Here is a 25,509-nt window from a genome sequence, read left to right on the forward strand (position 1 = left end):
GACGGGAGAGCCGATGACCACGCAGCCGCGCCGCAGCCTTGCACCGGGAGCATGGTACGCGCTCATACTCGTCGCACTGACCAACGCGATGAGCCTGCTCGACCGGCAGATTTTGGCCATTCTTGCGCCTGCGATCAAGAAGGATCTGAACATCGGCGATGCCGAAATGGGGCTGCTCTACGGCACTGTCTTTGCACTGTTCTATGCACTGTTCTCGCTGCCGGTGGGGCGATTGGCCGATGGGTGGATTCGCACGCGCCTGCTGGCGATCAGCCTGCTGTTCTGGTCTGCGGCCACAGGGCTGGCAGGCTTTGCATCCAGCTTTGCCATGCTGGCCCTGTCGCGCCTTGGCGTAGGGATTGGCGAGGCGGCGACGCAGCCTGCGGGCACATCGCTGATCTTCGATTTCTGGCCCAAACATAGGCGCGGCTTCGTGATGTCGGTCATGGCCTCGGCCATCGCACTGGGGCTGGGCGGATCGCTGGTGCTGGGCGGCGTGGCGGCGTATGAATGGGACGCGGCCTATGCGGCGGGCACGGCGCCTTTCGGGCTGAAGGGCTGGCAGTTCGCCTTTCTGGTGGCGGCTGCACCGGGCTTCATTCTGGCGGCATTCCTGTGGACCCTGCGTGAGCCGGTGCGCGGCCAGATGGACGGGATCGAGACACCGCGCGATCCGCACCCGTTCCGCGCCAGTCTTGCGCTGCTCGGCTCGGTTACGCCGGGGTTCCACTGGATCGGCATGAAGGGCCGGGGCGCGAACGCGGGCATGGTGCGTGGCAATCTCCTGGCACTGGTCGGGATCGTGATTGCAGCGTTTCTGCTCGCGGCGATCAGCACGGCTGTGAGCCCCAAGCCTGCGATGGCGATCGGCGCGGTTTCGATCAATCCGCATGTCTTGCAGTGGTCTGTCATCGGGCTTGGCGTGTTTGTGATCATCAACCTTATGCAGGGCATGAAGCTGGGCGATGCCCAAGCCTTCCGCGTGATTTCCCGGTCGCCCACGGTGATGATGTGCATTGCCGTCGGCACGCTGCAATCAGTGATCAACTATGGCTTGATGGCCTTCAATCCCAGTTTTCTGATCCGCAGCTATGGCCTGTCGATGCAGGAAACTGCGCTGCAATTCGGGCTGCTTTCGGCAGCAATTGGCATTATCGGCCCGCTGGTGTGGGGGCCGCTATCAGATTGGCTCAACCAGCGATTCCCCGGCGGTGGCAGGGCGTGGGTCGCGCTGTTTGCGATGGCGATTTCGCCCATCATGTCGTTCTGGGTCTATTACGCGCCGGACGCTGGAAGCTTCTACGCGCGGTTTGTGCCTTACAGCTTCATCCTGACCGGGTGGATGCCGCCGCTATACGCGATCATGTACGATCAGGTGCTGCCCCGGATGCGCGGGCTTACGGCAAGCCTCTATCTGCTGGTGATGACCATTCTGGGCATGGGCATCGGGCCTTACGTGGTAGGCTTGCTGTCCGATGCGACCGGCAGTCTGCGAACCGCCATGCTGTCGATCAATGTAGTGGCCATTCCGATTGCCGTGCTGATGGTGCTGATCGCGCGCCGGGCAGAGAGGGATGAGGGAGCGCTGCTGGTGCGCGCTGCCTAGAGCGCTCTCCGACCACTGTTAGACCATTACACGCAATCCGATCTGAGCAGCCACCAAATTAGAAAATTGTTATCGCATATACCAAATGGTTCATGCGCGCCTTGCTGCTATGGCGCACACGTCTCCCGAGGTCGGCCATTGAGAGCCGTCTGCAGGGAGATGGCGCGATATGACTTTTGCAATTCGTCTGACCACGGGGGTGCTTGCAGGCCTGCTGGCATTGCCAACGGCGGTTCAGGCACAGCAGCAGCTGCCCGCCCAGCTGCAATCCGGCGCTCCGTCCGAAGTGCCCGTGGCAACGCAGGTCATGCGCTGGCACATGAACGATGCGGACGTGAACAGTTTCACCTTCCGCAACATGGACCAGCTGTTCACCACGCGCACGGTGGCCCATTCGGGTGATGTCTGGACCTTTCCCAAGGTCGAACGCCCGATGGATTTCACCTATTCCTTCGGCGGGAAGACCTGGACGGCTGAACAGGCGCTTGAGCGGACTTACACCAACGCGCTTCTGATCATGAAAGACGGGCGGATCGTCACCGAGATATATCGCAACGGATCGAACGAGCGCACGCGTTTTATGGGCTGGTCGATGACCAAGTCGATCACCTCGACGCTGGTTGGCGCTGCGTTGGAAGAGGGGCTGATCGCTTCGCTTGATGACCAGATCACCCGCTACCTGCCCGAGCTGAAAGGCGGCGGCTATGACGGTGTCACCATCCGCCAGATCCTGCAGATGCGTTCCGGCGTGGATTATGAAGAGCGCTACGACTTTGCCAATCCGGGCATTGCGGCCAGCAATCACATCAACGCACTGGTCAAGAACGTGGCGCGTTTCGCCGACACGGCGCGCACGATCAAGCGCAAGTCGAAACCGGGCGAGGTCTTTGCCTACAAGACCATCGACACGGCGGTCCTGGGCTGGCTGATCGAGCGGGTGAGTGGTGGTTCGGTTGCCGCCTACACCGCGCGCAAGCTGTGGGAGCCGCTCGGCACCGAGGCGGACGGGTTCTACATCATGGATGGGCAGCCTGGAACGGGGCGTGAATTCAGCGGTGCGGGCTTCAACGCAACGCTGCGCGATTGGGCGCGTTTCGGGCAGATGATGCTCAACGACGGCATGGCCAATGGCAAGCGCGTGGTCAGCGCTGATTGGGTCAAGGCGGCGCAAGTTCCGGCAGGTGCCGAGGATGGCATGATGGGTGGCTATGGCTACCAGTGGTGGACCACGCCAAACTCGCCCGCCTATGCGGCTCTCGGGTTGCAGGGGCAGTTCGTCCACATCGATCCGGCCACCCGCACCGTGGTGGTAAAGCTCAGCTATTTCCCGCCGGAGCAAAGCGCTGCGGCGCCAGAAACTGCGGCATTCCTTGCTGCTGCCTCGGCTTGGGCACCAAAAGACTAATCAATAAAAACGGGAGGATAATTTGAAAACACAATCCATGCTGGGAGGAGCGTTGGCTCTTGCCCTCGCAGCCCAACCGGGCATCGCAATGGCGCAATCGCAGGACGCGGCCGCCAACGATGCCACCGTCACCGACGAAGGCCTTGGCGAGATCATCGTCACTGCGCAGCGTCGCAAGGAAAAGCTTCAGGATGTTGCCGTCTCGGCCACCGCGTTTGATGCAAGCGCGCTGGCCGACAAGGCGGTGACCAGCCTTGCCGACTTGCAGAACGCCAGCCCGGCGCTGTCGATTTCTGACGGTGGCATCACCCAGTCGATCAACATTCGCGGCATCGGCCTTGCCAGCAATTCGCCGAGCGTAACTGCGGGCGTTGCCACGTATGTCGATGGACTGTTTCAGCCGCCGATCGTGCAGGCCAACAGCTTCTACGATCTTGCCAGCGTCGAAGTTCTGCGCGGGCCGCAGGGCACGCTGGTCGGTTCCAACTCCACCGGCGGTGCGATCTTCATCAACACGCAAAATCCGCTGCTGGGCGAAGGACTTGGCGGCTATGCCGTGTTTGGCGGCGGCAATTACGGGTCGGTGCAGTCAGAAGCGGCGGTGAACCTGCCGGTTTCCGACACTTTCGGTTTCCGCGCGGCTGGTTTCTACCGCAACCGCGACAGCTTCTACAACAGCGTCGGCCCGGTCAACAACAACGCCGGTAAGCTGCGCGAAGGCGGCGGCCGGTTCACCGCGATGTGGAATCCGGGATCATTCCAGGCCGTGGCCAAGGTCTCGTTCAACGATCGCGATACTGGCGGTTATGCCTATCGTCCGATCGTCGGTACGCCTTATGCTGATTACCGCGTGGGCGATATCCGCTCGATCAGCTTCGATACGCCGGTCGCCAACCGTGAGCGTGCATTCCAGGCGAGTCTCGAGCTGCGGCAGGAACTCGACAGCGGCATCGTCCTGCGTTCGGTAACGGGCTATCAGAACAAGCGCATCAATGCCCTGAACGATATTGATGCTTCAACGACGCCGCCCGTACCCGATCCGAACTATCGAGGGTCCATCTCTGAAAACTACTTCGCCGGCGAGAAGGTCTACACGCAGGAAATCAACATCATCTCCCCCACCCAGGGCCGGTTCGACTGGATTCTCGGTGGCTACTTCCAGCGCAACGATATCGCGATCAGCATTCTGCAGAATCAGGTTGGCTTCCCGACCGACATCGTCGGCGGCAACCAGCGCACCACCACCGGGCTGTTCGCGCAAGGCAACTACGAGATTGTCCCCGGTCTCGAAGCGCAGCTCGGCGCGCGCTATTCGACCTACAAGGCCACCGGTTATGGTGACGTGAGGATTGGCAACGGCATTCCGGGGTTCCCGCCGGGCGGCCTTGCGGTCGCCTCACTGGCCGGCAGCCACAAGGATTCGCTCGCCACCGGCAAGTTCGCGCTCAACTGGAAGGTTGATCCCGACAACTTGCTCTATGCACTGGTCGCACGTGGCTACAAGCCGGGCGGGTTCAATTCGCCCACGTCGAACTTCGATCCAGAACGCGTGATCAGCTATGAAGCAGGGTGGAAATCAGCCTTCCTGCGCAACCGCATCCGCACCCAGATCAGCGCCTTTTACAACCAGTACAGCAACTTCCAGTTCAACGTGGTAGAACCCACCACCGGGTTTGGCGGCGTCGAAAACATCTCGACCGTCAAGATCAAGGGCGTGGAAGCGCAAGTGCAGGGGCGCTTCGGGGGCTTCGGTTTCGATGCCAACGTCGCCTTTGTGGATTCCGACCTGGCCAGCGTAACCTTCGTCAACACGCGTCCTTTGGATGGTGGGAATCTTGGGCCGCAGTGCCCCGCAGGCACGCCGTCCTCGCCACCGTTCTGCTTCGACTATGCGCCGTTCATCCAGACCACTGGCGGCGGGCCGAACCTCTATGCTCCGCGCTGGACCTGGGGCGGCGGCGTGGAATACGAAATTCCGCTGGGCGGAGAGGCGTCACTGACACCGCGCGTGAACTATGCCTATGTCGGTGAACAGTTCACCTACATTGGCTATTCACCGCTCTCGGACCGGCTCAATCCGCGTGGGCTGCTGTCGGCCATCGTCACGCTCAAGCTCAACGAAAGGCTGCGGATCGAGGCTTGGGGCACGAACCTGACGAACAAGGAATATGTCACCGGCCAACTCAACTCGAACGAGTTTTACGGCGCGCCGCGTGAATATGGCGTCAAGCTGAACGTGACCTTCTGATGGCAAAGGGCCGGAGCGGGATGATCTGCTTCGGCCCTTCTGATCCGAAACGCGGTTTCAGATTTTCACAACCGGGCGAGCGACTGGCACACCTGCCGGACCAGATCGGCCTGCCGCCCCACACCAGCCTTCGTCAGCGCGCTTTTGAGCTGCATCCGGGCTGTGCCTTCGGCAATTCCGCGATGCGCTGCGAAGTCCTTTACCGTCATCCCGCCAACAAGGTGCGTGGTCAGCGTCGCCTCTGCCATGGTGAGGCCGAACAGATCCGCCACTTCAGCGGCGTTGATCCGGGGCGCTGTGCCCGGAGAACACAACGCAATCAGCGCGAGATTCCGGCCCCAGCGCCGCTTGTCAGCAGCATCGCGGCGCAAGACGCGCAGATGCAGCACTTCGGCGGGCTCATCCCCCTCCACCCGGCAGGTATCGCCACGCTGTCCGTGGATCACCTCTCGGACCACGGCCATGCCATCGTTCGATCGGAAGCGCAGCCTGCCGCCTACTTGCTCTACCTGCGGCAGTGCATGGACAAGCCGTTCGGCGGCAGCATTCATCCAATGCACCCCCAGGTCCATGTCGCAGGCGACCAACGCCAGACTGGTCGAATCCATGAACGCCTCTGCCACCGACAGCCGCGCCTCATATCCCGCAAGGCTTGTGAGAAGCCGCGAGAGTTGCCGGAAATGCGGCATAAGCAGGTTCATGAAGTGCAGGTCCGCGTCGGTCATGTCACGCTCGTCACCGGCGTGGCGATGAAAGATCATGGTTGCGTGCTCGCCCGGTGCGGTCCGGCAGCCAAGCCAGAAGCCTGCACCGAGGCCACACGCTGCCAGCCCGTGCTTCAAGGTTTCCCGGTCTGTTGCGCTAAGCGCAAGGCAGCGCTGGTCGCTTTCGATTTCATCCTGCCCCCGCGGCTCGGTTTCACGGCGAAACCGGGGATTGAGCGGGGAGTTGGCCCATGCATCGTGGCGGGGCGCCTCTTGCGTCGACCATGTGTCGCGAAGGCTGATCACCGGGATCAAATCGTCCCGGTCGGCAACAAGGCGCTGGAAAACGGCGCTGGCAACACCCAGCCGCAACTTGATGGCGTCAAGCACTTCGGTCCAACGCGCCTCCTCGCTGACCGCGCCATACATTGCAGCAATCAGGTCGTTGTCGTTCACCGCCTGCCAGCGCTCCTCACCCTGATGCACCCGATGCTTTGCTGCCCGGACTGAGGTCTCCTTAGCCTATATTGGGATAAGGCGCGACATCGCGTTCAGTTTCATCGCATCGGGCGGCAAGGCATCAGCGTTGTGGCGGCCAGTTCTTGCGTTCGACGGTCCAGCGCGGATCGCTGCAAAGCACGCAATCGGTGCCTTCAAACAGCTTTGCCGCTTTGGCAGAGCCGCGCAGTTGCCATTCGAGCCAGTTTACCGCGGCCATTGCGGCCAGCCCACCGTTGGGCTGATGGAACGTGCCGCCGTGGCCAACATCAAGGTTCAGCATCATGGCCGGAACATGGGTGATTCGCGAAAAGTCATCCATGCCATTGCCATAGGCGATGTCGCTTTTGCCGCCTTCGATATAGACTACCGGCGTGTGCAGGCGTGACAGCCAGCTTTTTGAGGTCGTCACCCCCGCGATGGGATTAACGCCATCGGGAAACAGGCCGCTGTTGTGGATCACCACTGCCTTCACGCGCGGGTCAGACGCCAATGAAAGCGCCTGCACGCCACCACAGCTATAGCCGGACACGGCAATGCGCGAAGGATCAAGCTTCTGGTAATAGGGGCTTTCGGGACGATCATTCTCGGCAATTGCCCATTCGATACCCTGCATCACCTGTTGCGCAGTGGTATCGGCCCCCAACGCGCGGCCCGGTTCAAAGGTGGGCTGCTTGGCCACGCCTGGCCCGCTTTTGATCGCGCCCGGAGCGATCACGATGTAGCCGTGTGACGCGATTTCAAGCAGATGCAGTCTGTCACTCGCCCCATCATTGGCACAGCCACCATTGCCCCATCCAACGATGGCCAGGCCATTCTTGCCAACTTTTACAAGATCAGCCGGACGATAGACGGTGTGATCGGGCAGGCGCGGATCGACCTGCTTCGTTGCGGGATAAGCACCTGTCCCCGGCGTATCGGGCATGGCGCGGTATGCGGCAAAGTGTGCTTCCATGGCAGCGATCTCTGGCGGCATGGCTGCACCTTGCGCCGGAGTGGCGGGGCCAGTTTGTCCTACGCCGCCATCACTGGCGGATTGCGCAGCACAACCTTGCAGCGGCAACGAGGCCACGGACAGGGCCAATGCGGCCATTGTCAAACGGGCAGGAAGTTGTCTTTTCATGGCAAAGTCTCCTCGTTGCGCTTCGCATCCAGCTCGAATGCATACGCTTGCATCGGTCTTAGGTTCGCGGCATATCCGGCGCAAGCCATCGTTTTCGTTTTTATGCTCTTTCTGCTGCCATCCCCAGGCGGCGTGTGCGATTTTGTGTCAGACAGCCTGCCCTGGCACTGCGTATTTCCAAACGAAGATAGTGTCATTCCTTAGAAATTTGGTTTCCATTCAATGAAATGTGCCAAGACCCATGGGGACAAGGCCTATGCTGCATGTTGCCCGGGTGGCGGAAATCTCTGATTTTATGACTGATAAAACGATACAAACGAACATAATTGACTTTCGTATCGTTTGTCGCGCACATGGCGGCCATGATGACACACTACGACATTCTGGTGGCCGGTGGCGGGATCAACGGGGCGGCGATTGCGCGCGATGCTGCGGGCAGAGGCGCACGGGTTCTGCTGGTGGAAAAGGACGATCTGGCCGCGCACACATCGTCTGCCAGCACAAAGCTGATCCACGGCGGATTGCGCTATCTCGAACAGTACGAATTCCGTCTGGTGGGCGAATCCTTGGCAGAGCGGGAGCGGATGATGCAGGCCGCTCCGCACCTGATCCGTCCGCTGGCGTTCGTCCTGCCACATGACCGATCAATGCGGCCGCGCTGGATGATGCAGGCGGGGCTGTTCCTTTATGATCGTCTGGGCGGCAAGAGCCGTCTGCCAAGGTCGCGCTCGGTAAAGCTGGCAAGCGATCCGATGGGGGCCGCCTTGAAGGGCGAAGTGCAGCACGGCTACGTCTATTCCGATTGTTGGGGTGATGACAGCAGGCTCGTGGTTGCCAATGCGCTCGACGCAGCAGAACGTGGCGCGACGATCATGACACAGACGCGGCTTGATGCGGCGCAGGTTGTCGATGGACAATGGCAGGCGCAGTTGCACCCTGCTGGCGGCACGCCTTTCACCGTCAGCGCAAGCGCCATCGTCAACGCCACCGGATCGTGGGCCGCCGATTTTGCCCGCGCCTTTGCCCCGAAAAGCGCGGGCGGGTCGCTGCGCATGATCAAGGGCAGCCACCTTGTCACGCGCAAACTCTATGAAGGCGATCACGCGTTCCTGCTGCAGAACAACGATGGCCGGGTGATTTTTACGATCCCATACGAGGGGAATTTCACGCTGGTCGGCACGACCGACGTCGACTGGGCAGGATCGCCCGACAAGGTTGACGTCGATTTCGCCGAAATCGCCTATCTGTGCAAGGCGGTGTCGGATTGGTTCCGCACCCCGCTGATCCCGGAAGACGTGGTTTCGACTTACGCCGGCGTGCGCCCGTTGTACGATGATGAGTCCGACAACCCCTCGAAAATCAGCCGTGACTATGTGCTGAAGTACGACAAACAGAGCGGTGCGCCGTTCCTGTCGGTCTTTGGCGGCAAAATCACCACGCATCGCGCGCTGGGCGAACGTGCGGCCGATATGCTTCAGGTAGATTTGCCGCACATGGGGACTGCATGGACCGCCACGGCCACCCTGCCGGGAGGCGATGCAGGGCCACGCGGCCTTGCAGGAATTTTTGAGGACATTGCAGTTGAAGCACCCTTCCTTGATTCTGCCACGGTCGAACGCCTTGGCCAAAGCTATGGCACACGCTTCCGCCGCATCCTGAAAGGCGCGCGCTCGATCGCGGACTTGGGGCGCGATTTCGGCGGAGGGCTCAGCCAGGCCGAAGTCGACTATCTGCTGCGGGAAGAATGGGCGACGACTGCAGAAGACATTCTGTGGAGGCGATCAAAACTGGGCTTGCATATGGCAGCGGATCGCCACGCCGAGATTGATGACTACATCGCCCAAAAATCGCGCACCTTGGCGCAAGCGCAATAAAACAACACCAAAAGGAGGGGATCATGGGCTCAAAGAAGGCCTTCATCGGTGAACTGATTTCAGAATGTATTGCCGTGCTGATCATCATCGTGATCGGCGAAAGCGCCGCAGCCATGCTGCTGCTTTATGATCCCAGCCCTTACCAGAACGCCTATTGGGGGGTCTGCATAACCTGGGGCCTTGCGGTGACCATTGCGATCTACGTGACGGGCGCCGTGTCGGGAACGCACGCCAATCCTGCCGTCACGCTGGCTCTTGCGGTCTACCGGCAGTTTCCGGTGCGCAAGGTCGTACCGTTCTGGGCCGCGCAAGTGCTCGGTGCCTTTCTGGGGGGTGCGATCGTCTATATGATGTTCACGCCGATCATCGACAATTTCAACACGCTGCACGGCCTGACGCGCGAACAGGGCGGGGCAGGCGGTGTGTTCTTTACTTCGCCCGGTGCGGGAATCACGCCCATTCGCGCGTTCTTCAACGAAATCGTGCTGACCGCCATTCTGGTGCTGGGCATCTTCGCGATCACCGAGGAATACAACACGCAGGCCCCGCAAGCCAATTCGAGCGCGTTGATCATCGGCTTGCTGGTGGCGATGATCGGTGGCGGTGCGGGCTATCTGGAAGGCTGGCCGATCAACCCGGCGCGTGATTTCGGGCCGCGGCTGTTCGCGTTCTTTGCCGGCTGGGGGCCATCGGCTTTCCCGGCGGCAGGAAATTACTGGTGGGTGCCGGTTGCCGGGCCGTTCTGCGGCGGGCTGGTTGGCGCGTCCATCTACCAGTGGTTGATCCGCCCCTTCCTGCCATCGCGCCACGCCGCGCCCGCCGGGTTCGATCCCGCCGGATAGTACATGGTCAGCGGTTGCAGATGCAACGCGCCTGATGGCCGTGTATTGCCGCCGCAGAAACGCTACAACCGCTTCTTTCAGACAGGACAGGACCGTCATGTTCAACGCACCCTTCATCCTTGCCATCGATCAGGGCACCACATCCACGCGATGCATCGTCTTTGATGCCAAGGCGCGCATCGTATCGGTGGCGCAGCGCGAGTTTCCACAGCACTATCCGCAGCTTGGCTGGGTCGAGCACGATCCTGAAGACATCTGGAACGATACCGTCACGGTGCTGCGCGAAGCGGTGGCCAAAGCGGGCATCGCGGTAGAGGACATTGCCGGGATCGGCATCACCAACCAGCGCGAAACCGTGGTCGTGTGGGAACGTGCGACGGGCAAGCCGGTCTACAACGCCATCGTCTGGCAGGATCGGCGCACGGCTGATCTCTGCGCGCAGCTGAAGCAATCAGGCGCTGAGGCAGATGTGACCGCGCGGACCGGCTTGCTGCTCGATCCCTATTTTTCGGCCACCAAACTGGCGTGGATTCTCGACAACGTGGACGGTGCGCGGGCAAAGGCGCAAGCGGGCGATCTGGCTTTCGGCACAATCGACAGCTTCCTGCTTTCACGCCTGACGCAGGGCAAAGTCCACGCGACCGACCCCACCAATGCCGGGCGCACGCTGCTGTTCAACATCGTGGAGCAGCAGTGGGATGACGCGCTGCTGAACCTGTTCGATGTTCCTGCCAGCGTGCTGCCACAAGTGCACGACAATGCGCACATATTCGGTCACATGGACGCCAGCATCCTCGGCCGGGAGATCCCGATTGCCGGGATGGCAGGCGATCAGCAGGCCGCGCTGTTCGGTCAGGGCTGCTTCCATCAGGGCATGACCAAATCGACCTATGGCACTGGCTGCTTCGCCCTGATGAACATCGGCACCACGCCAGTCATGTCGCGCAACCGGCTGCTGACGACGCCGGCCTATCGCCTCGGTGGCGTCACCACTTATGCGCTTGAAGGCTCGATCTTCGTGGCAGGCGCGGCGGTGAAGTGGTTGCGCGATGGCCTGCGGATCATCACCCATGCCTCCGAAACACACGATATGGCCACCCGCGTGTCCGATAGTCACGGCGTTTACATGGTGCCCGCATTCGTGGGCATGGGCGCGCCGCATTGGGACCCGGAGGCGCGGGGCCTGATCTGCGGGCTGACGCTGGATGCCACGGCGGCCCATCTGGCGCGTGCGGCGCTGGAAGCCGTGGCCTATCAGACGATGGATCTTGTCGAAGCGATGCGCGCCGACATTGGCCCGGCCGCCTGCGCGCTGCGCGTGGACGGAGGCATGGCTGCCAACGACTGGCTCTGTCAGTTTCTGGCCGACATCATGATGGCCCCGGTTGAACGGCCCGGCATTGTCGAAACTACGGCACTGGGAGCAGCCTCGCTGGCGGGGCTGGCCACCGGCGTGTGGGACGGGCTGCCCGCGCTGGAAGAGATCTGGGCGCTGGAACGTCGGTTCGAACCCGCAATGGCCATCCCCGCCCGCGAAAAGATGGTCGCAGGCTGGCGCAAGGCGGTGGCGCAGGCGCTCTACAAGCACCCAGACTGATACGCATCAGCCAGTGTCGGCAAAACGCTTCGCCCCCCGGACTGCGGTTCGGGGGGCCTTTGTGTTTGGACATCTCACGCGGTACGAGTCCACAAAACGAAATTCGTTTCGTTCGTTTTGAGTTGACAGAGGGTTCGCTTCACGTGCATTTGCAAGCGCTTTCAAGAATCGGTCATCAAGTCCGAATGCAAATGGGAGCGGAGCGATGAGGAAAGACGTCTCGAACAATATCCGGGCTTGCGTGGCGGCGCGCCATGCGAAGGTGCTGCTGGCGGGGGCAGCTCTGCTGGCGCTTCATTCCGCGCCAGTCTCGGCCCAATCCACCAATGCAACTTCGGGCGATGCCACCACGGGCGGTGCCGCTGAAACAGGCACCGATGCGCCGGTCAGCGAAGAAATTGTCGTCACCGGAACCCAGATCCGTGGCGTTGCGCCGGTCGGATCGACGCTCATCACGGTGGACCGCAAGCAGATCGAGGCGGTGAACGCGGTCACCACCAACCAGATCCTGCAATTGCAGCCACAGATCTTCAACTTCGGCGTTTCCGAAAATTCGCGCAGCGGCACGGGTGGGGCGGGCAATATCACCTATGGCAATGCCATCAACCTGCGCGGCCTCAGCCCTTATGCCACGCTCACCCTGATCAACGGCCACCGCGCAGTTCCGGCCGGCACCGTGGGGCTTACCGTCGATCCCTCGGTCATTCCCACGGTCATGCTGGAACGCGTGGACATTGTGGCCGATGGTGCTTCGGCAACATATGGTTCGGATGCTGTGGCCGGTGTGGTCAACCTCATCACGCGCCGCAATTTCGAAGGTCTGCAGGTCGGCGGGCGCTATGGCTTTGCCGATGATTACGATGAATACCAGATCAACGCCATTGCCGGTCACCGCTGGTCAACGGGGCAGATCACTGTGGGGGCGGAATATACGCGCCGCAGCGCGTTAAGCGGGATGGACCGCGACTTTTATTCGGCAGACCTGCGCGATCGCGGCGGAGCGGATAATCGCGGCACCGGCTGCTATCCTGGCACGATCATCGCCAACGGCACCACCTATGCCATCCCCGAAGGCGGGGTCACGCAGGCCACAGCAGGGCAGCTTGTGGCAGGTACCACCAATCGGTGCGACATTTTGAAGTTTCAGGATCTGATCCCGCAAGTCCGCCAGTTCACAGCCGCGATGACGTTCAACCAGGAAATCACATCGGGCATTCGTCTGTTTGCCGATGGACACTATTCGAACCGAAAATCGCAGCGGCAGGTGCCCTTTGCCTCAGGCCCGCTGACAGTCACCAATGCCAACCCCTATTTCGTTGCACCTGCGGGCAGCAACGCCACTTCGGTTACGGTCGATTACGCGTTCGGCGGGCAGGCGCTGGGCAACACCTGGACCGACCGGGGAACATCGGAAAACTACGTCATCAACCTTGGCCTCAATGCCAAGCTATGGGCCGATTGGCAGGCCACCGTCACTGGCACTTATGGCCGGAACGAGGATCTGGCCTATCAGGTGCGGATCAACGCCAGTTCGCCGCAAGTGGCTGCGGCGCTCGCCAGCACCGATCCTGCAACCGCGCTCAACCTGTTTGGCCCCAACAGTCTGGCCGTGCTGCAATCCATCAACAACGATCTGTTTGCTGCCCCAGGCATCAGCAAACAGTATGTGGGTGAAGTGAAGCTGGATGGTTCCGTGATCACGCTGCCCGGCGGCGACGTGCGTATGGCTGTGGGCTATCAGCGGCAGACCGACAAGGTGACTAACGGCCTTATCCTCGGCACGCCAGAGAATTCTGCTCCAGCTTTTGGCGGGCTCAAGAACCTTTCGCGCAATTCCGATGCGTTCTTCGGCGAACTGCTGCTGCCCATCATCGGTGAAGGCAATGCCATGCCCGGTGTGGAAAAGCTGGAAATCGACCTTGGCATCCGCACCACCAAGCTCTCTGTCGTGGGGCGCTCCACCAATCCCAAGGTCGGGGTGAACTGGTTTGCGGGTTCAGGTGTCAAGTTCAGCGGCAGCTATGGGCGCTCCTTCCGCGCGCCGGGTCTGACGCAATTGGTTGGGCCAGTAGCTGCTGTGTTCGTGCAGCAATATGCCACACCCACCGGTCCCGTACTCGGCTACACCACTGGCGGCGGCAATCTGGATCTACAGCCTGAAACGGCAACCACCTGGTCGCTGGGTGCGGAATGGCAGCCGAATTCCAGCCCCGGCAGCAAGATTTCGGTCAACTATTTCAACATCAGCTACAGCAACCAGATCAGTTCCTACCTCAGCAACCTGAACATCCTGCAGAACCCCGCGCCCTTTGCAGGCGTCATCAACACCTGTCCGTCGGCGGCCTGTTCGGCCCTGATCGACAAGTTCATCAATGGTGTTGGCCCCGATCCTTCGCCCCTGCCGGTGTTCGGCCCGATCCTGCCCGCGCCTGCCGTTTTCGTCGATGGGCGTGAACAGAATCTGGCTACCACCCGGACCAGCGGCCTCGATTTCGAACTGCGCCATCGCATCACCACCGACAGCGCGGGCCAGTTCGATCTTGGTGTAAGCGGCACCTACTTCTTCAACTACCGCCTGTCGCAGACGCCCGGCGCGCCGGTGGAGAATGTGGTCAACACCATCGGCTATCCGTTGCGGTTCCGTGCACGCGGGTCAGCGGGGTGGAGCAATGGCCCGATCACGGCCTTTGCTTTTGTGAACTACCTCAATGCCTTCACCAACAACCTTGCCACGCCGGTGCAGCGCGTATCATCCTACACCACGGTCGACGCCAGCTTTGCCTATGCCTTTGCATCGGACAACGCCGTGCTCGATGGCGTGCGTATCGGGCTTGACGTGCGCAACCTGTTTGACACCAATCCGCCCTTTGTGAACATCGCGTCGAACGGCAACGGCGGCGGCGGTTTCGATCCGCAAACGGCAAATCCTTTGGGCCGGGTCATCGGCCTGTCGCTGTCAAAGAAGTTCTGAGATACCTCCATCCGAAGCCTGCCAGACGGCAGGCTTCGGACCCTTCTGGCAACTACATGCCAAGTGCAGTGTTGTGAAATTCCGCGCCTGTTTCCATAAGCAGCCGCATGAGCAAATCGAACAGTGCCAGGCAGCGGAAAATCGTAGAGCTTGCACGGCAGCGCGGGCGCGTCAGTGTTGACGATCTGGTCGTGCAGCTTTCCGTCACGCCGCAAACCATCCGCAAGGACCTCAACGAACTTTGCGCGCAGGAACTGCTGACGCGCGTCCATGGCGGGGCCATCGTCGCCTCCGGGGTGGAAAATGTCGGTTACGAGGCACGCCGCAAACTGGCGGCCGAAAGCAAGGACGCCATCGGCATTGCCGCAGCGGCCTTGATCCCCGATGGCGCCTCGCTATTCATCAACATCGGCACCACGACCGAGGCCGTGGCCCGCGCTCTGGCCAAACGCACCAATCTGCTGGTCATCACGAACAATCTGAACGTGGTCGATATACTCACGCCCAACCCTGCCATCGAGGTGATCGTGGTGGGCGGCAGGATTCGCCATTCGGATCGCGCGTCGGTCGGCCCTTCGGCGGTGGATTTCATCCGCAATTTCAAGGTGGATTTTGCCGTCATCGGCTCCAGCGCGATCGATTCCGATGGTTCGCTGCTCGATTTCGATCTCAGCGAAGTGCAAGTGTCGCACGCCATTGTGCAGAACTCGCGCTCGGTCATACTCGTCGCCGATCAGACCAAGCTGGGCCGCAATGCGCCAGTGCGCATCGGGCACATCAGTGACCTTGACGTGTTTGTTACCGACCACATCGATGACCCGGCTCTGCTTGGCGTGTGTGAACAGGGTGAGGTTCAGGTGATCATGACTGGTCAGCCAGCGACTGATGCAGGCGTGCATCGCTCCGAAGACAAAAGAGGCTGATCCGGCCCCTATTCGGGACAGCCCGAAAGTTCGCCTTGATGACGATCGCACGGTCTGCAATGCCGATGTTCCCTTGATCGGTGCACAAACTGCCCGTCTGGAGCACGCCATGGCCAGCGCCATCATCTCGCACCCGGGTGCCGAAACAACCGGAGGCCTTGCCCTCGATACGCCCTCGCTCGCCCGCGCAAGGGAATTGTTCGGGCAGGTCATCAACGGTCCTGGGATGCGCCCGTCCACGTCTTCGTCCATAGCCGACAGGATCGAACAGGTCGTGTGCAATGGCCCCGATTTGCTGCGCCCAATCACAGAAGGCGTCCTGTCGCGCGAGTTCAAGGTTGGTCGGCGCATCGTGCGGCAAACCAGCCGGATTCTCCAGTTGCGCGGCATTCTTGAACCAAGACGCGGCGGCAATGGGCTTGGCGGATTGTGGGTCGTCACGCCCACACTCGATCAGGCGTTGAGCGCGGTAGGGGAAGAACTGGATCTGTGCGGTCCTGCCGATACCGTCGAAGAAGCCGGAAAGTGGCTCGCGCCTGCGGTGGCGGGCAGGGACGATGCGCTTGGCCAGATGCTGCGATCGCTGCTGAAACAGAACCTGCGCGCCTCAGCAGGTGTCCAGTCAGCCAGCGCCATATCGCTGCGTGCAGATAGTCTTGCCGGATGGCTCGCTGCACGTCTGCTCGATGAAATCACGCTATCGCGCGCATCGGAAGTGGCGCTGGGGTCGCTCGCCAGCATTTCTGCGGATTATGGCGTCAGTCTGGAAATCGCGGTAGAGGCCGTGCGCATATTGACCGATGCCCAGCAGGTCGAAGTGCGTCGCGGCCGCAGCGGCGGCGTCTTTTCCACCGCGCCGCAAACCGGGCGCGCGCTCCATATCGCCAATGCCTATCTTGCCACCAATGGCGTATCGGCTTCTGCCTGCCGCGAAGTGCTGGATAATATCAACACCGGCATGATCGAGCTGGCACGCGAGCGTTGCAGCGCCGATGGCCTAGTGCGCATCCAGCGCTCGTTCCACCTGATGCAGCACGCGGCCAATGGCACCGAACTGGGCAAGGCGTGGTATGGTTTCATCCGCGATATTGCCGATATGGCAGACAATCCCCTGCTGCATTTCGTCGCGCGGGCGCTGGCCTCGTCCATCCTGATGCGCCGCACGCGCAGCGCGGAATTGCCCGATGAAGCGGCGCGCGAACTGCTGGCTGCCAGCCGGCAGATCCTCGATCATATCGGCAACGCGCCCGCCGCGCCGATCATTTCGGCCCAGTCCCGCTGCCAGAAGGCGCTGGAAAACTACTGGTAGCGCCGCCCGCGCCAGAACCATCTTCCCATCGAGATCCTGCTGCCGCGCACCTCCTCGCGCATCCCTTTGCCGCGCCGAATTCAAATAGGCCGCTATTTTGGGATTCGAAAACGAACCAAAGGAAAATCAGAAATTCGCTGGCCGTCGCCCCGTCAGGTGGGTGAGGCCGTCAATGGAGGGAAATACCATGCGCGCCAGTCGCCTGAATCTGCTCGTGTCTGCTACATTTGTCATGGCCTTGGCCATGCCTGCACACGCGCAGGACCAGACCGCCGAAGATACCGCAGCAAACGATCCAAACGAAATCATCGTCACCGCCCAAAAGCGGGCACAGAGCGTGCAGGACGTGCCGATTGCGATCACCGCCGTGTCCGGTTCCTCGCTCGGCACGCTGCAGATGCGCAGTGGCACCGAACTCGCCCGCCAGACGCCAAACCTGTCGGTCAGCGTGCTGGGCAACGAAGATCAGCCCAAGTTCTCGGTGCGCGGCATCGCTCAGTCGGCGTTCGATCTCAACGCATCGTCGCCCACCGGCATTTTCTATGACGAAGTGTTCGTCCGCGCCTCGTTCCTGGGCGGCGCACAGCTGTTCGACATGGACCGTGTCGAAGTGCTGCGCGGTCCGCAAGGCACGCTGTTCGGCAAGGAAACGGTGGGCGGCGCCGTCAGCTATGTCACCCGTGCGCCGCAGTTCGATACGTCGGGTTTCATTTCCGGCGAACTCGGCAACTACAGCTACGTCGGCCTTCAGGGCGCTGCCAACACGCAGCTGGTGGAAGATCGCCTTGCCCTGCGCGTTTCGTTCAACACCAGCGACAGCGATGGCTTCGTCAAGAACCTTCAGCCCGGTGGCCACGACAAGTCTAACTTCAATAAGGTCGCCCTGCGCGCCGCGCTGAAGTACAAGGACGATGCAGGCTTCGACGCCACCCTGCGTTACAGCTATACCCGCAGCTCGCCCGAAGCGGTCGGCACCAATGTCACCGGCTACCTCCCCGGCAACACCAACGCCTTCGGCTTCGATCCGCGCGTTGATCCTGTCACCGGCGAAACGCTCGACGCGCGCGAAGGCTACTACAATCGCGATGGCCGCATCCGCGTGCGCGGCGATGGGATCAGCCTGACGCTGAACAAGGATCTGGGCAACGTCACGCTCACCTCGATCTCGTCCTACCTGAAGGGCTACTTCCTCAATGAAGTCGATGGCGATGGCAGCGCGGCCAACCTGCTTGCGCTCGACTTCGAAGCCAAGACCAAGGAATATTCGCAGGATCTGCGCCTTTCGACGCAGTTTGACGGGCCGTTCAACCTGATCGCGGGCGTCTATTACTTCCGTGACTCGCTCGACAATCTGTTCCACGTTTCGCAGTTCAATGGCGGCTTTGACGGACGCCAGACCTACGTGCAGACCCGCACGTCCTATGCAGGGTACATGGACGGCACCTTCGATTTCTCACCCACCGTCAGCCTCTATGGCGGCATCCGCCTGACACATGACAAGGCGACGATGCGCAATTTCCGCAGCGTGGTGAACATTCCGGGCCTTGGTATCCCGACGACCAATGTCGATTACACCGAAACCCAGCCGAGCGGGCGTCTTGGCCTGCGCTACAAGCCTTCGTCCGATTTCATGGCCTTTGCCCAGTACGCCCGCGGCTATCGCAGCGGCGGCTTCAACGGTGGCGCGCTGGTGTTTCCGGGCGATCTGAACATCGCCAAGCCGGAATTCCTCGATGCCTATGAAGTTGGCATCAAGAGCCGCCTGCTGGACCGCAAGGTCACGCTGAACCTTTCGGCCTTCCACTATCAGTTCAAGGATCAGCAGTTCATCAATTCGATCTCGGTGATCAATCAGGCACTGGTCAATGCGGGGCGTTCGCGCATCAACGGGATCGAGGCTGAAATCAATGCCGCCGTCACGCCGCAGTTCCGTCTGTCGGCCGGGCTTGGCTACCTTGACGCAAAGTACACCAGCCTTGTCCTGAACGGCACCGACCTTGCCGGAAACCGCATGATCGAAGCGCCCAAGTTCTCGATGAGCGCGGCGGCGGACTATACCGTCCCGCTTGGCGGATCGGCTGAACTGTCGCTACATGGTGATATGGTGCACAAAAGCTCGCAGTTCTTCACGGCCTACAACGACGATGTGTTCCCCTTCAGCCTTGGCCGCACGCCCGGCTTTGAAGAATACAATGCGCGTGTTGGCGTCTCGTTCGACGATGGCAAGTATGAGCTGGGCCTGTGGGGCAAGAACCTGAGCGACAACAAGACGCTCGTTGGCGTCGGCATTGAAACCAACACCAACCTGCGCTTTGGCACCGTGCCCTATCCGCGCCGTTATGGCGTTGATTTCCAGGCGAAGTTCTGATCGTGCTGCGCGGCGTGTCCACCGGAGCAAAGGCAGGGGCGCTCGTCGCCCTTGCCGCCTTGCTCGTCGCACTGGCCGGCCTGTTCCTTGCCGCAAGGATTCAGGCAGGAGATGGGGTAACCGTTTCCGAAGTGCACTTCCGGGGTGAAAGCGGCGCAACCATGCGCGCGCTGCTGTTCCGCCCGGAAAGCGCCACGACGCAACGCCCCGCACCCGCCATTCTGGCGGTGCATGGCTATCTTAACAGTGCGGAGATGCAGGGCAACTTTGCCACGGAATATGCCCGTCGCGGCTATGTCGTGCTGGCGCCCGATCAGCGCGGGCACGGCGGCAGCGATCCGGTGGCCTTTGCCGATGGCTTTGGCGGTCCCGATGCACTGGCCCATTTGCGTTCTCTTCCGTTTGTTGACCGCAACAACATCGGGCTGGAAGGCCACAGCATGGGCGGCTGGACAGTGCTGAGCGCCGCAAAGGCCCATCCCGATGGCTACCGTTCACTGGTGCTCGAAGGCTCCAGCGTCGGCGCGCCCTTTGCGCCCGAAGGCACCCGCGCCTTTCCGCGCAACCTGCTGGTGGTTTACGGCACGCGCGATGAATTCGGCGGTTTCATGTGGGGGCCGGAAGCGCCACTGCAGACTGGCTCCGTCCAGAAGCTGCGCGATCTTTTCGGCAGCACCGAACCGGTCGTGCCGGGCAGGCTCTATGGCAACCCTGCCGATGGCAGCGCGCGCAAGCTGCTGACGCCCGATGTTACTCACGCGTGGCTGCACCAGTCGTCCAGCGGCATCACGCCTGCGCTGGAATGGTTTGCGCAAACACTCGACGGCGCAAAGCCGATCCCGGCGCAGGACCAGATCTGGCCATGGCGCGAACTTGGCGGGTTCCTTGCCCTGCTGGCCGTGCCGCTGATGATTGCGGGGCTGATAGCGGCCGGTCCGGCAAAAAGTTCGCTGCCCGCCGCCAAGCCCGGTTCGGCAAGACGCAACGCTGAACTTGCCGCCATTGCCATCGTGCCTGCACTGCTGTTCATCCCCGCTTGCATGGCCACGGAAGCGCTGCTGGGTCAGAATGCCCTGTTCCGCCAGACCTTTACCAACCAGATTGCCGGATGGGCCTTGCTCAGCTTTGCACTTTCCGCGCTGGTACTGCGGCGTAAAGGTGCGGGTCTAGGCCTTGGCGAATTGCCGTCTGGCATTCCCGTTGCCGTGCTGGCACTGCTTCCGGCCTATCTCCTCGTGCTGTGCGCCGACAGGATGTTTCACGTTAATCCGGGGTGGTGGTTCATCACCATTCGGCCAGTTTCGGCAGAGCGTGCGCACGATTTCCTGCTCTATGCACCATTCTTCATCGCTAGTTGTCTGGCCTCGCTGCGGTTGATCCAAGCGGTTGCGCCGCTGGAGCAGGGGAGCCTGACGAGCGCGACGGTGCGCGCCATGGCGGCGATGTCGGGCGGATTTGTGCTGTTCCTTGCTGCGCAATACGGGGTGCTGGCGGCAACCGGGCATCTGCTGATCCCCGCCGAAGGGCTCCGCGTGATCCAGACGATTGGCGTGGCGGTGTTCCTCGCTTTCGTCGGCCTGTTCGGCGCGGTGTCGCAACGCCGCCTTGGCACGGTCGTGCCTGCCGGGTTAGTGTCAGGCCTGTTCGTGGCATGGACGCTGGTTGCCACCCAACCTATCGGAGCCTGAGATGATCCGCACGATTATGCTTGCCGTAGCAGGCCTGCTTGCCACCGGTCCCGTGGCCGCACTGGCAGCAGACCCCGCGCCCCCAGCGCTGCGCTTTGTGTTTGAGGAACGGGTGGACCTTGAACCGGGGGAACCGGCGGGTGAGGGGCCGCGTGGGGCGGGCAATCGCATTGGTTTGCTCGGCGGGACGGTGAAAGGCCCGGCGCTCAATGGCACGGTGGTGCCCGGCGGCGCAGACTGGCAACTGATCCGCAAGGACGGCTGTTCCGAAATCGTAGCGGACTATTTCATCCGCGCCGATGACAAGAGCCTGATCCACGTGCGCAACGTCGGCCTCGGCTGCGCGCCCGATAAGGCGCGCGGAGCCTATGCCCGGGCCAATCCGATCTTCACCGCGCCTGTCGGCCCCCATGATTGGTTGAACAAGTCGATCTTCACATCGACCATCGAACCCGTGATGGACCCTAACGGCACGCTGAAACAGGTGGTCTTGCGCTTCTACGAAGTGCTTTGATTTCGCCAGTCAAACGCCATCTGGTGCGGGCGCAGATCAGGCCTGATCGCACATCTCCAGCGTGTTTCCCCGGGGAAACATAAAGGGAACAAATTGACCCACCAGCACGGTTACATTCGCCTTGTAGCCCGCGTGGGCGTTCGCTGTCAGAAGCGGTCCAGGTCGTTTGCGATGGTCACGGCACCAGCGAATTCCGCCTTGATGGCTGCCACGTTTTTGCGAACGGCGTCGGCACCGCTGAGCCCTCCAGCGAAGTGGGTGACCACCACCGCCTTGACACGCGCTGCGGTTGCCAGACGGCCGACCTGCTGGGTCGTGAGGTGGTGCGCAGTGAGGTGCTCCACCATGCTGGCTTTCACGTCTGCGGGCATATGGGGATTGACCTGGGCCACGCGCGCCAGCGTGGCGTCAAGGTCGATCATCTCGCTGACCAGCAGGTCTGCGCCTTGCGCCAGCTTTTCCACGGCTTTGCTCGGCCCAGTATCACCCGTGTAGACAATCGATCGTTCCGGCATATCGAAGCGGTAGGAATACGATTTGTAGTTGCGCTCGTCCACGCTACCGGGCGCAAAGCCATAGTGGCTGTTCTGCGCCACTTTCACGGCAAAATCGTCAACCTTGATCGTCTCGCCATCGTGCAGTTCAATCACGGAAACGGTGCTCTGCGGCGGCGCCCAGACGCGGCCCGGCAATCCATATCCGGCTCTTGCCGAAGGCTGCAACGAAGCGACAATCCCGCCAACCAGTTCGCGCGTGCCGGGCGGGCCATAGATATGCAGAACTTCGCGCGTCTCGGTTTGCAGCCGCAGTCCGATCACGGCAGAAAGGCCGCCAATATGATCGACATGCAGATGGCTGAGGAACACCGCGCGGACGGCAGACAAGTTCAGGCCCGCCCGCGCCAGCTGCTCCACCGTGCCATCGCCCGTATCCACCAGATAGACCCGGTTTCCGCGCACGATGGCGTTTGCCGGTTGTGAACGCTGCGGATCGGGAACCGGCCCGCCCATGGTCCCCAGTGTGATGAACTGGTTCACCATGGGCTGAACGGCGGCCGCTGCTTCTGCACAGATCCCCGTCGCAGGAGCAAAAGCGATCAGCATCGCGGCGGTGCAGAGCAGGTGGCGCATCTTCACATTCCTTAAAGGTTGAAACCAACGCGAACGCCGTATGTGCGCGGCGGACGCAGGGTTCCGATCGGGAAGTCGAGGATCGGCCGCGTACCGGCCCGGGCCAGGACTTCCTTGTCCTCGATGTTGTTGACGAATGCAGTAATCGTCCACTTGTCGTCCGGGCCTTCCAAGGTGAGGAAGGCGTCCGACATCATGTAAGCCTTCTGCCGCTCAACCTCGCGGAAGTTCGAGTTGAGGAATCGGCTGCCTTCGATGTTGGAGCGCGCACCGGCCACGAGTTCCAGATCTCCGCCCAGTTCGAACGTGTGTTCGTATCCGATATTGGCCGACCAGCGCGGCGAATTGACCGTGGGCCTGCCCGAACAGTCGATGTCATAGAAGCGGGCGTTGTTGATGCCCGGATTGGCCAGTCGTGAACCTAGCGTGGTGCATCCCGTTGCCACCGGTGCACCTGTTGGCGAAAAGTTGGCCGTTGTCAGGCTGTTGTACTTGCCGTTGAGGTACTGGACGTTGGCGTTGAAGATGTCGTTCCGGGTGAGGGCAAAGCGCAGATCCGCTTCGGCACCAAAGATGCGCGACTTGCCGGCATTTGTGGTGAGCGATCCTTGTGCGAATATACCGTTGCCGGTGCGAACGCCGCCGACGAAAGTAACCTGCTGGTCCTTGTAGTCCCAGTAGAAGGCTTCAACGTTGAGTTGCAGGCGATTGTCGAGGAAACGGTTCTTTGCACCAACTGTGTAGGCTGTCAGCGTTTCCGGCGCGAAGACGTTGGTCGGTGGAGCCGCTACGAAGAAGCCGCCCGATTTGAAGCCGGTGGCGACATTTGCATAAAGCAGTGAAGCCGGTCCGGCATCAAGCTCCACGCCGGCCTTCCATGTGAACTTCGAAAAGCTCAATTCACCGCCAAAGGCTGCACCCAGCGGCGGTTCCACTGGACCGGGAAGCCCGCCCGATACCGACGCCGTGCGCTGTGACTTCTCTTCGTGGGTGTAGCGGCCGCCCGCAATAAGGCGGAAGGTGTCGGTCAGTGCGAACGTCAACTGACCGAACGCGGCGATGCTTTCTGTTTTCAGGCGCGGCGTGAAGCGCGTGGTTGACAGCCGACCCTGGCGAAAGAAGTTCAGCGTGTCCTGTTCCTCGTTGAAGAGGAAAGCGCCAAGGACGTAGCGAAGCTTGCCCTGACCGTTCGAAGCCAGCCGCGCTTCTACCGACATCTGATCTGCATCATCGCGGATTTCGCCGCGGAAGCCGGGCAGGTACGTGCGGAAGTTCGCTTCCGAACGGCGCCATGCCGGGATGACGGTCAAAGTCGCAAAGCCCATGTCCCCTTCGACTTGCGCGCTCAGACCGTAGAACTTGTTGTCGAGAAAACCGTCGGACCCGGCATTTTCGATGCAGCCGCTGGCGGTAAAGCCGCCGGGGCAGAACGGAGGGGCGGGGATGCGCGATGAAAAGCCGTTGATTGCGGCAATGGCAATGGGATCGGAAATGCTGACGCGGTCATCCAGCGATGGCACCGCAAACACGCCATTGGGCAGCAGGACCGCGCCAGAACCCTTGCCGTGCTGGTTGTAGTAATCGCCTACGAAAGTGATCGACCACTGGTCGGATGGCTTGATCAGAAGCGAAGCGCGCACGGCCTCGCCCCGGTCATCATCGTAGCCATCGGAAATGTAACCGTCGCGGTCTACCACCTGACCGGCCACGCGCAGCGCTACGGTTTCGCCGACCGGCAGGTTGACCGCAAGGAAGCCCTTCTTGCTGTCATAGTTGCCATATTCGGCAAGGCCTTCGACACTGAACTTGCCCAGTTGTGGTTTGCGCGGCAGCACGTTGATCGCGCCGCCCGTGGCGTTGCGACCATAGAGCGTGCCCTGCGGCCCCTTGACCACTTCAACGCGCTCAAGATCGTAAAACACGCCTGCCGGGGCGGTTGGGCGACCGACATAAATACCGTTGAAGTTGAAGGCGACGGCGTTTTCCGAGAAGCTGTTCTGCGAATTGGTGCCTACGCCGCGCAGAAAGAAGCTGGTGGTGCCGCCGGTCGGCTGCACGACAAGTGACGGAACGAGTTTGCCCAGATTCGACGTCTCGGTAATGCCGGACTGGATCAGCTGGTTGCCGGTGACGGCAGTAACCGCCAATGCGGCCTTTTGCAGGCTTTCCTCGCGACGTTGGGCGGTGACAACGATCTCGCCAAGGCCAACTGTGTTTTCGGATTCGGCCTGCGTTGCTTCGTTCGCTACGGTCTGGGCGATCGCTGCCTGCGGAGCCCATGCCGCACCTGCCAACAGCGCTACTGTAAAGAGACTACGCATTTCAACTCCCCAATTACGTTTGTGCTTTGATGGGGCGGGGAATTGGCACGTTTGGAATACCTAGTAAAATGGATGCTATGTATGCCCGACCATGCCCAAAATTAATAATAAGCGGAAAGCACGTCTTTCAGAAAGGTTTTAGAACCAATACTTTATTTATGTTTTCTCCGGCGGGGGCAGCTGGATTGGCGCCCGAATGCAAGTGATGCCAAATGGCCGGACGATGCAGCTTCGGTGCGCCCATCAGCCGCCAACCGCAGACTTTTGGATCGGGTTATCATTGTATTTTTGTGGTCGCTATTTCGACAATTTTGTCAAAGGGATCACGAACTGAAAACGAGCAAAGCTGGACCCGCGATACTTCGCAAGTCCAGCTTCTGAAGCCCTG

16 protein-coding genes are annotated in these 25,509 nt (G+C 61.2%); 12 read left to right on the plus strand and 4 right to left on the minus strand.

Features of this window, described 5'->3' with window-relative positions:
- Positions 1–13 precede the first annotated feature (13 nt).
- The 3 genes from B7X90_RS00675 to B7X90_RS00685 all read left to right on the plus strand — a co-directional run bounded on the left by B7X90_RS00675 (position 14) and on the right by B7X90_RS00685 (position 5,259).
- Complete coding sequence (locus B7X90_RS00675) at positions 14–1,606, plus strand: MFS transporter (RefSeq protein WP_292620796.1); 1,593 nt, start codon at positions 14–16, stop codon at positions 1,604–1,606.
- A gap of 169 nt (positions 1,607–1,775) precedes the next feature.
- Entirely contained in the window at positions 1,776–3,011 is a 1,236-nt protein-coding gene (locus tag B7X90_RS00680; RefSeq protein WP_292620797.1) for a serine hydrolase, read from the plus strand.
- 52 nt (positions 3,012–3,063) lie between these two features.
- A complete protein-coding gene (locus B7X90_RS00685; protein WP_292620798.1) occupies positions 3,064–5,259 on the plus strand; it encodes a TonB-dependent receptor in 2,196 nt (731 codons plus the stop codon).
- Between the two features lie 65 nt (positions 5,260–5,324).
- Here the strand turns inward: B7X90_RS00685 and B7X90_RS00690 are convergent, their stop codons facing one another.
- Both B7X90_RS00690 and B7X90_RS00695 read right to left on the minus strand, forming a co-directional pair.
- Entirely contained in the window at positions 5,325–6,419 is a 1,095-nt protein-coding gene (locus B7X90_RS00690) for a helix-turn-helix transcriptional regulator (protein WP_292620799.1), read from the minus strand.
- A 124-nt stretch (positions 6,420–6,543) separates the two neighbouring features.
- Entirely contained in the window at positions 6,544–7,584 is a 1,041-nt protein-coding gene (locus B7X90_RS00695; RefSeq protein WP_292620800.1) for a hypothetical protein, read from the minus strand.
- 326 nt (positions 7,585–7,910) lie between these two features.
- On the opposite strand from B7X90_RS00695, the gene glpD reads away from it, so the two are divergent.
- The 9 genes from glpD (at position 7,911) to B7X90_RS00740 (ending at position 21,670) form a co-directional block, all read left to right on the plus strand.
- Complete coding sequence (glpD, locus tag B7X90_RS00700) at positions 7,911–9,458, plus strand: glycerol-3-phosphate dehydrogenase (RefSeq protein WP_366409646.1); 1,548 nt, start codon at positions 7,911–7,913, stop codon at positions 9,456–9,458.
- A 23-nt stretch (positions 9,459–9,481) separates the two neighbouring features.
- Complete coding sequence (locus tag B7X90_RS00705; RefSeq protein ID WP_292620801.1) at positions 9,482–10,300, plus strand: MIP/aquaporin family protein; 819 nt, start codon at positions 9,482–9,484, stop codon at positions 10,298–10,300.
- Between the two features lie 97 nt (positions 10,301–10,397).
- Positions 10,398–11,897: a glycerol kinase GlpK gene (glpK, locus tag B7X90_RS00710; RefSeq protein WP_292620802.1), complete on the plus strand. Its 1,500-nt coding sequence runs from the start codon at positions 10,398–10,400 to the stop codon at positions 11,895–11,897.
- Positions 11,898–12,102: 205 nt separating this feature from the next.
- Positions 12,103–14,868 (plus strand): TonB-dependent receptor, encoded by a 2,766-nt coding sequence (locus B7X90_RS00715; RefSeq protein ID WP_292620803.1) that lies wholly within the window; start codon positions 12,103–12,105, stop codon positions 14,866–14,868.
- A 107-nt stretch (positions 14,869–14,975) separates the two neighbouring features.
- On the plus strand, positions 14,976–15,791 hold the full coding sequence (locus B7X90_RS00720; protein ID WP_292620804.1) for a DeoR/GlpR family DNA-binding transcription regulator: 816 nt from the start codon (positions 14,976–14,978) through the stop codon (positions 15,789–15,791).
- Between the two features lie 109 nt (positions 15,792–15,900).
- The gene (locus tag B7X90_RS00725; protein ID WP_292620805.1) at positions 15,901–17,100 is read left to right on the plus strand and encodes a hypothetical protein; all 1,200 of its coding nucleotides are present in this window, start codon (positions 15,901–15,903) and stop codon (positions 17,098–17,100) included.
- A gap of 187 nt (positions 17,101–17,287) precedes the next feature.
- On the plus strand, positions 17,288–19,468 hold the full coding sequence (locus B7X90_RS00730) for a TonB-dependent receptor (protein WP_292620806.1): 2,181 nt from the start codon (positions 17,288–17,290) through the stop codon (positions 19,466–19,468).
- 2 nt (positions 19,469–19,470) lie between these two features.
- The gene (locus B7X90_RS00735; RefSeq protein ID WP_292620808.1) at positions 19,471–21,156 is read left to right on the plus strand and encodes an alpha/beta fold hydrolase; all 1,686 of its coding nucleotides are present in this window, start codon (positions 19,471–19,473) and stop codon (positions 21,154–21,156) included.
- Position 21,157: 1 nt separating this feature from the next.
- Positions 21,158–21,670, plus strand: coding sequence for a DUF3237 domain-containing protein (locus B7X90_RS00740; protein ID WP_292620810.1), 513 nt, complete (start codon positions 21,158–21,160; stop codon positions 21,668–21,670).
- A 146-nt stretch (positions 21,671–21,816) separates the two neighbouring features.
- Here the strand turns inward: B7X90_RS00740 and B7X90_RS00745 are convergent, their stop codons facing one another.
- Both B7X90_RS00745 and B7X90_RS00750 read right to left on the minus strand, forming a co-directional pair.
- Positions 21,817–22,800 carry an MBL fold metallo-hydrolase gene (locus B7X90_RS00745; protein WP_292620812.1) on the minus strand — a complete coding sequence of 328 codons (984 nt, stop codon included), beginning with the start codon at positions 22,798–22,800 and terminating at the stop codon, positions 21,817–21,819.
- A gap of 11 nt (positions 22,801–22,811) precedes the next feature.
- Positions 22,812–25,121 (minus strand): TonB-dependent receptor, encoded by a 2,310-nt coding sequence (locus B7X90_RS00750; protein ID WP_292620814.1) that lies wholly within the window; start codon positions 25,119–25,121, stop codon positions 22,812–22,814.
- Positions 25,122–25,509: the final 388 nt, after the last annotated feature.

Origin of the sequence: Novosphingobium sp. 17-62-19 (genome assembly GCF_002256775.1) — a bacterium.
In the GTDB taxonomy this organism is placed as follows: domain Bacteria; phylum Pseudomonadota; class Alphaproteobacteria; order Sphingomonadales; family Sphingomonadaceae; genus Novosphingobium.

Excerpts from the sequence above, each read along its gene's own strand:
- B7X90_RS00675 (WP_292620796.1), top strand. The coding sequence starts at position 14 with ATGACCACGCAGCCGCGCCGCAGCCTTGCACCGGGAGCATGGTACGCG.
- B7X90_RS00680 (WP_292620797.1), top strand. The coding sequence starts at position 1,776 with ATGACTTTTGCAATTCGTCTGACCACGGGGGTGCTTGCAGGCCTGCTG.
- B7X90_RS00695 (WP_292620800.1), bottom strand. The coding sequence starts at position 7,584 with ATGAAAAGACAACTTCCTGCCCGTTTGACAATGGCCGCATTGGCCCTG.
- B7X90_RS00705 (WP_292620801.1), top strand. The coding sequence starts at position 9,482 with ATGGGCTCAAAGAAGGCCTTCATCGGTGAACTGATTTCAGAATGTATT.
- glpK (WP_292620802.1), top strand. The coding sequence starts at position 10,398 with ATGTTCAACGCACCCTTCATCCTTGCCATCGATCAGGGCACCACATCC.
- B7X90_RS00715 (WP_292620803.1), top strand. The coding sequence starts at position 12,103 with ATGAGGAAAGACGTCTCGAACAATATCCGGGCTTGCGTGGCGGCGCGC.
- B7X90_RS00720 (WP_292620804.1), top strand. The coding sequence starts at position 14,976 with ATGAGCAAATCGAACAGTGCCAGGCAGCGGAAAATCGTAGAGCTTGCA.
- B7X90_RS00725 (WP_292620805.1), top strand. The coding sequence starts at position 15,901 with ATGGCCAGCGCCATCATCTCGCACCCGGGTGCCGAAACAACCGGAGGC.
- B7X90_RS00730 (WP_292620806.1), top strand. The coding sequence starts at position 17,288 with ATGCGCGCCAGTCGCCTGAATCTGCTCGTGTCTGCTACATTTGTCATG.
- B7X90_RS00740 (WP_292620810.1), top strand. The coding sequence starts at position 21,158 with ATGATCCGCACGATTATGCTTGCCGTAGCAGGCCTGCTTGCCACCGGT.
- B7X90_RS00745 (WP_292620812.1), bottom strand. The coding sequence starts at position 22,800 with ATGCGCCACCTGCTCTGCACCGCCGCGATGCTGATCGCTTTTGCTCCT.
- B7X90_RS00750 (WP_292620814.1), bottom strand. The coding sequence starts at position 25,121 with ATGCGTAGTCTCTTTACAGTAGCGCTGTTGGCAGGTGCGGCATGGGCT.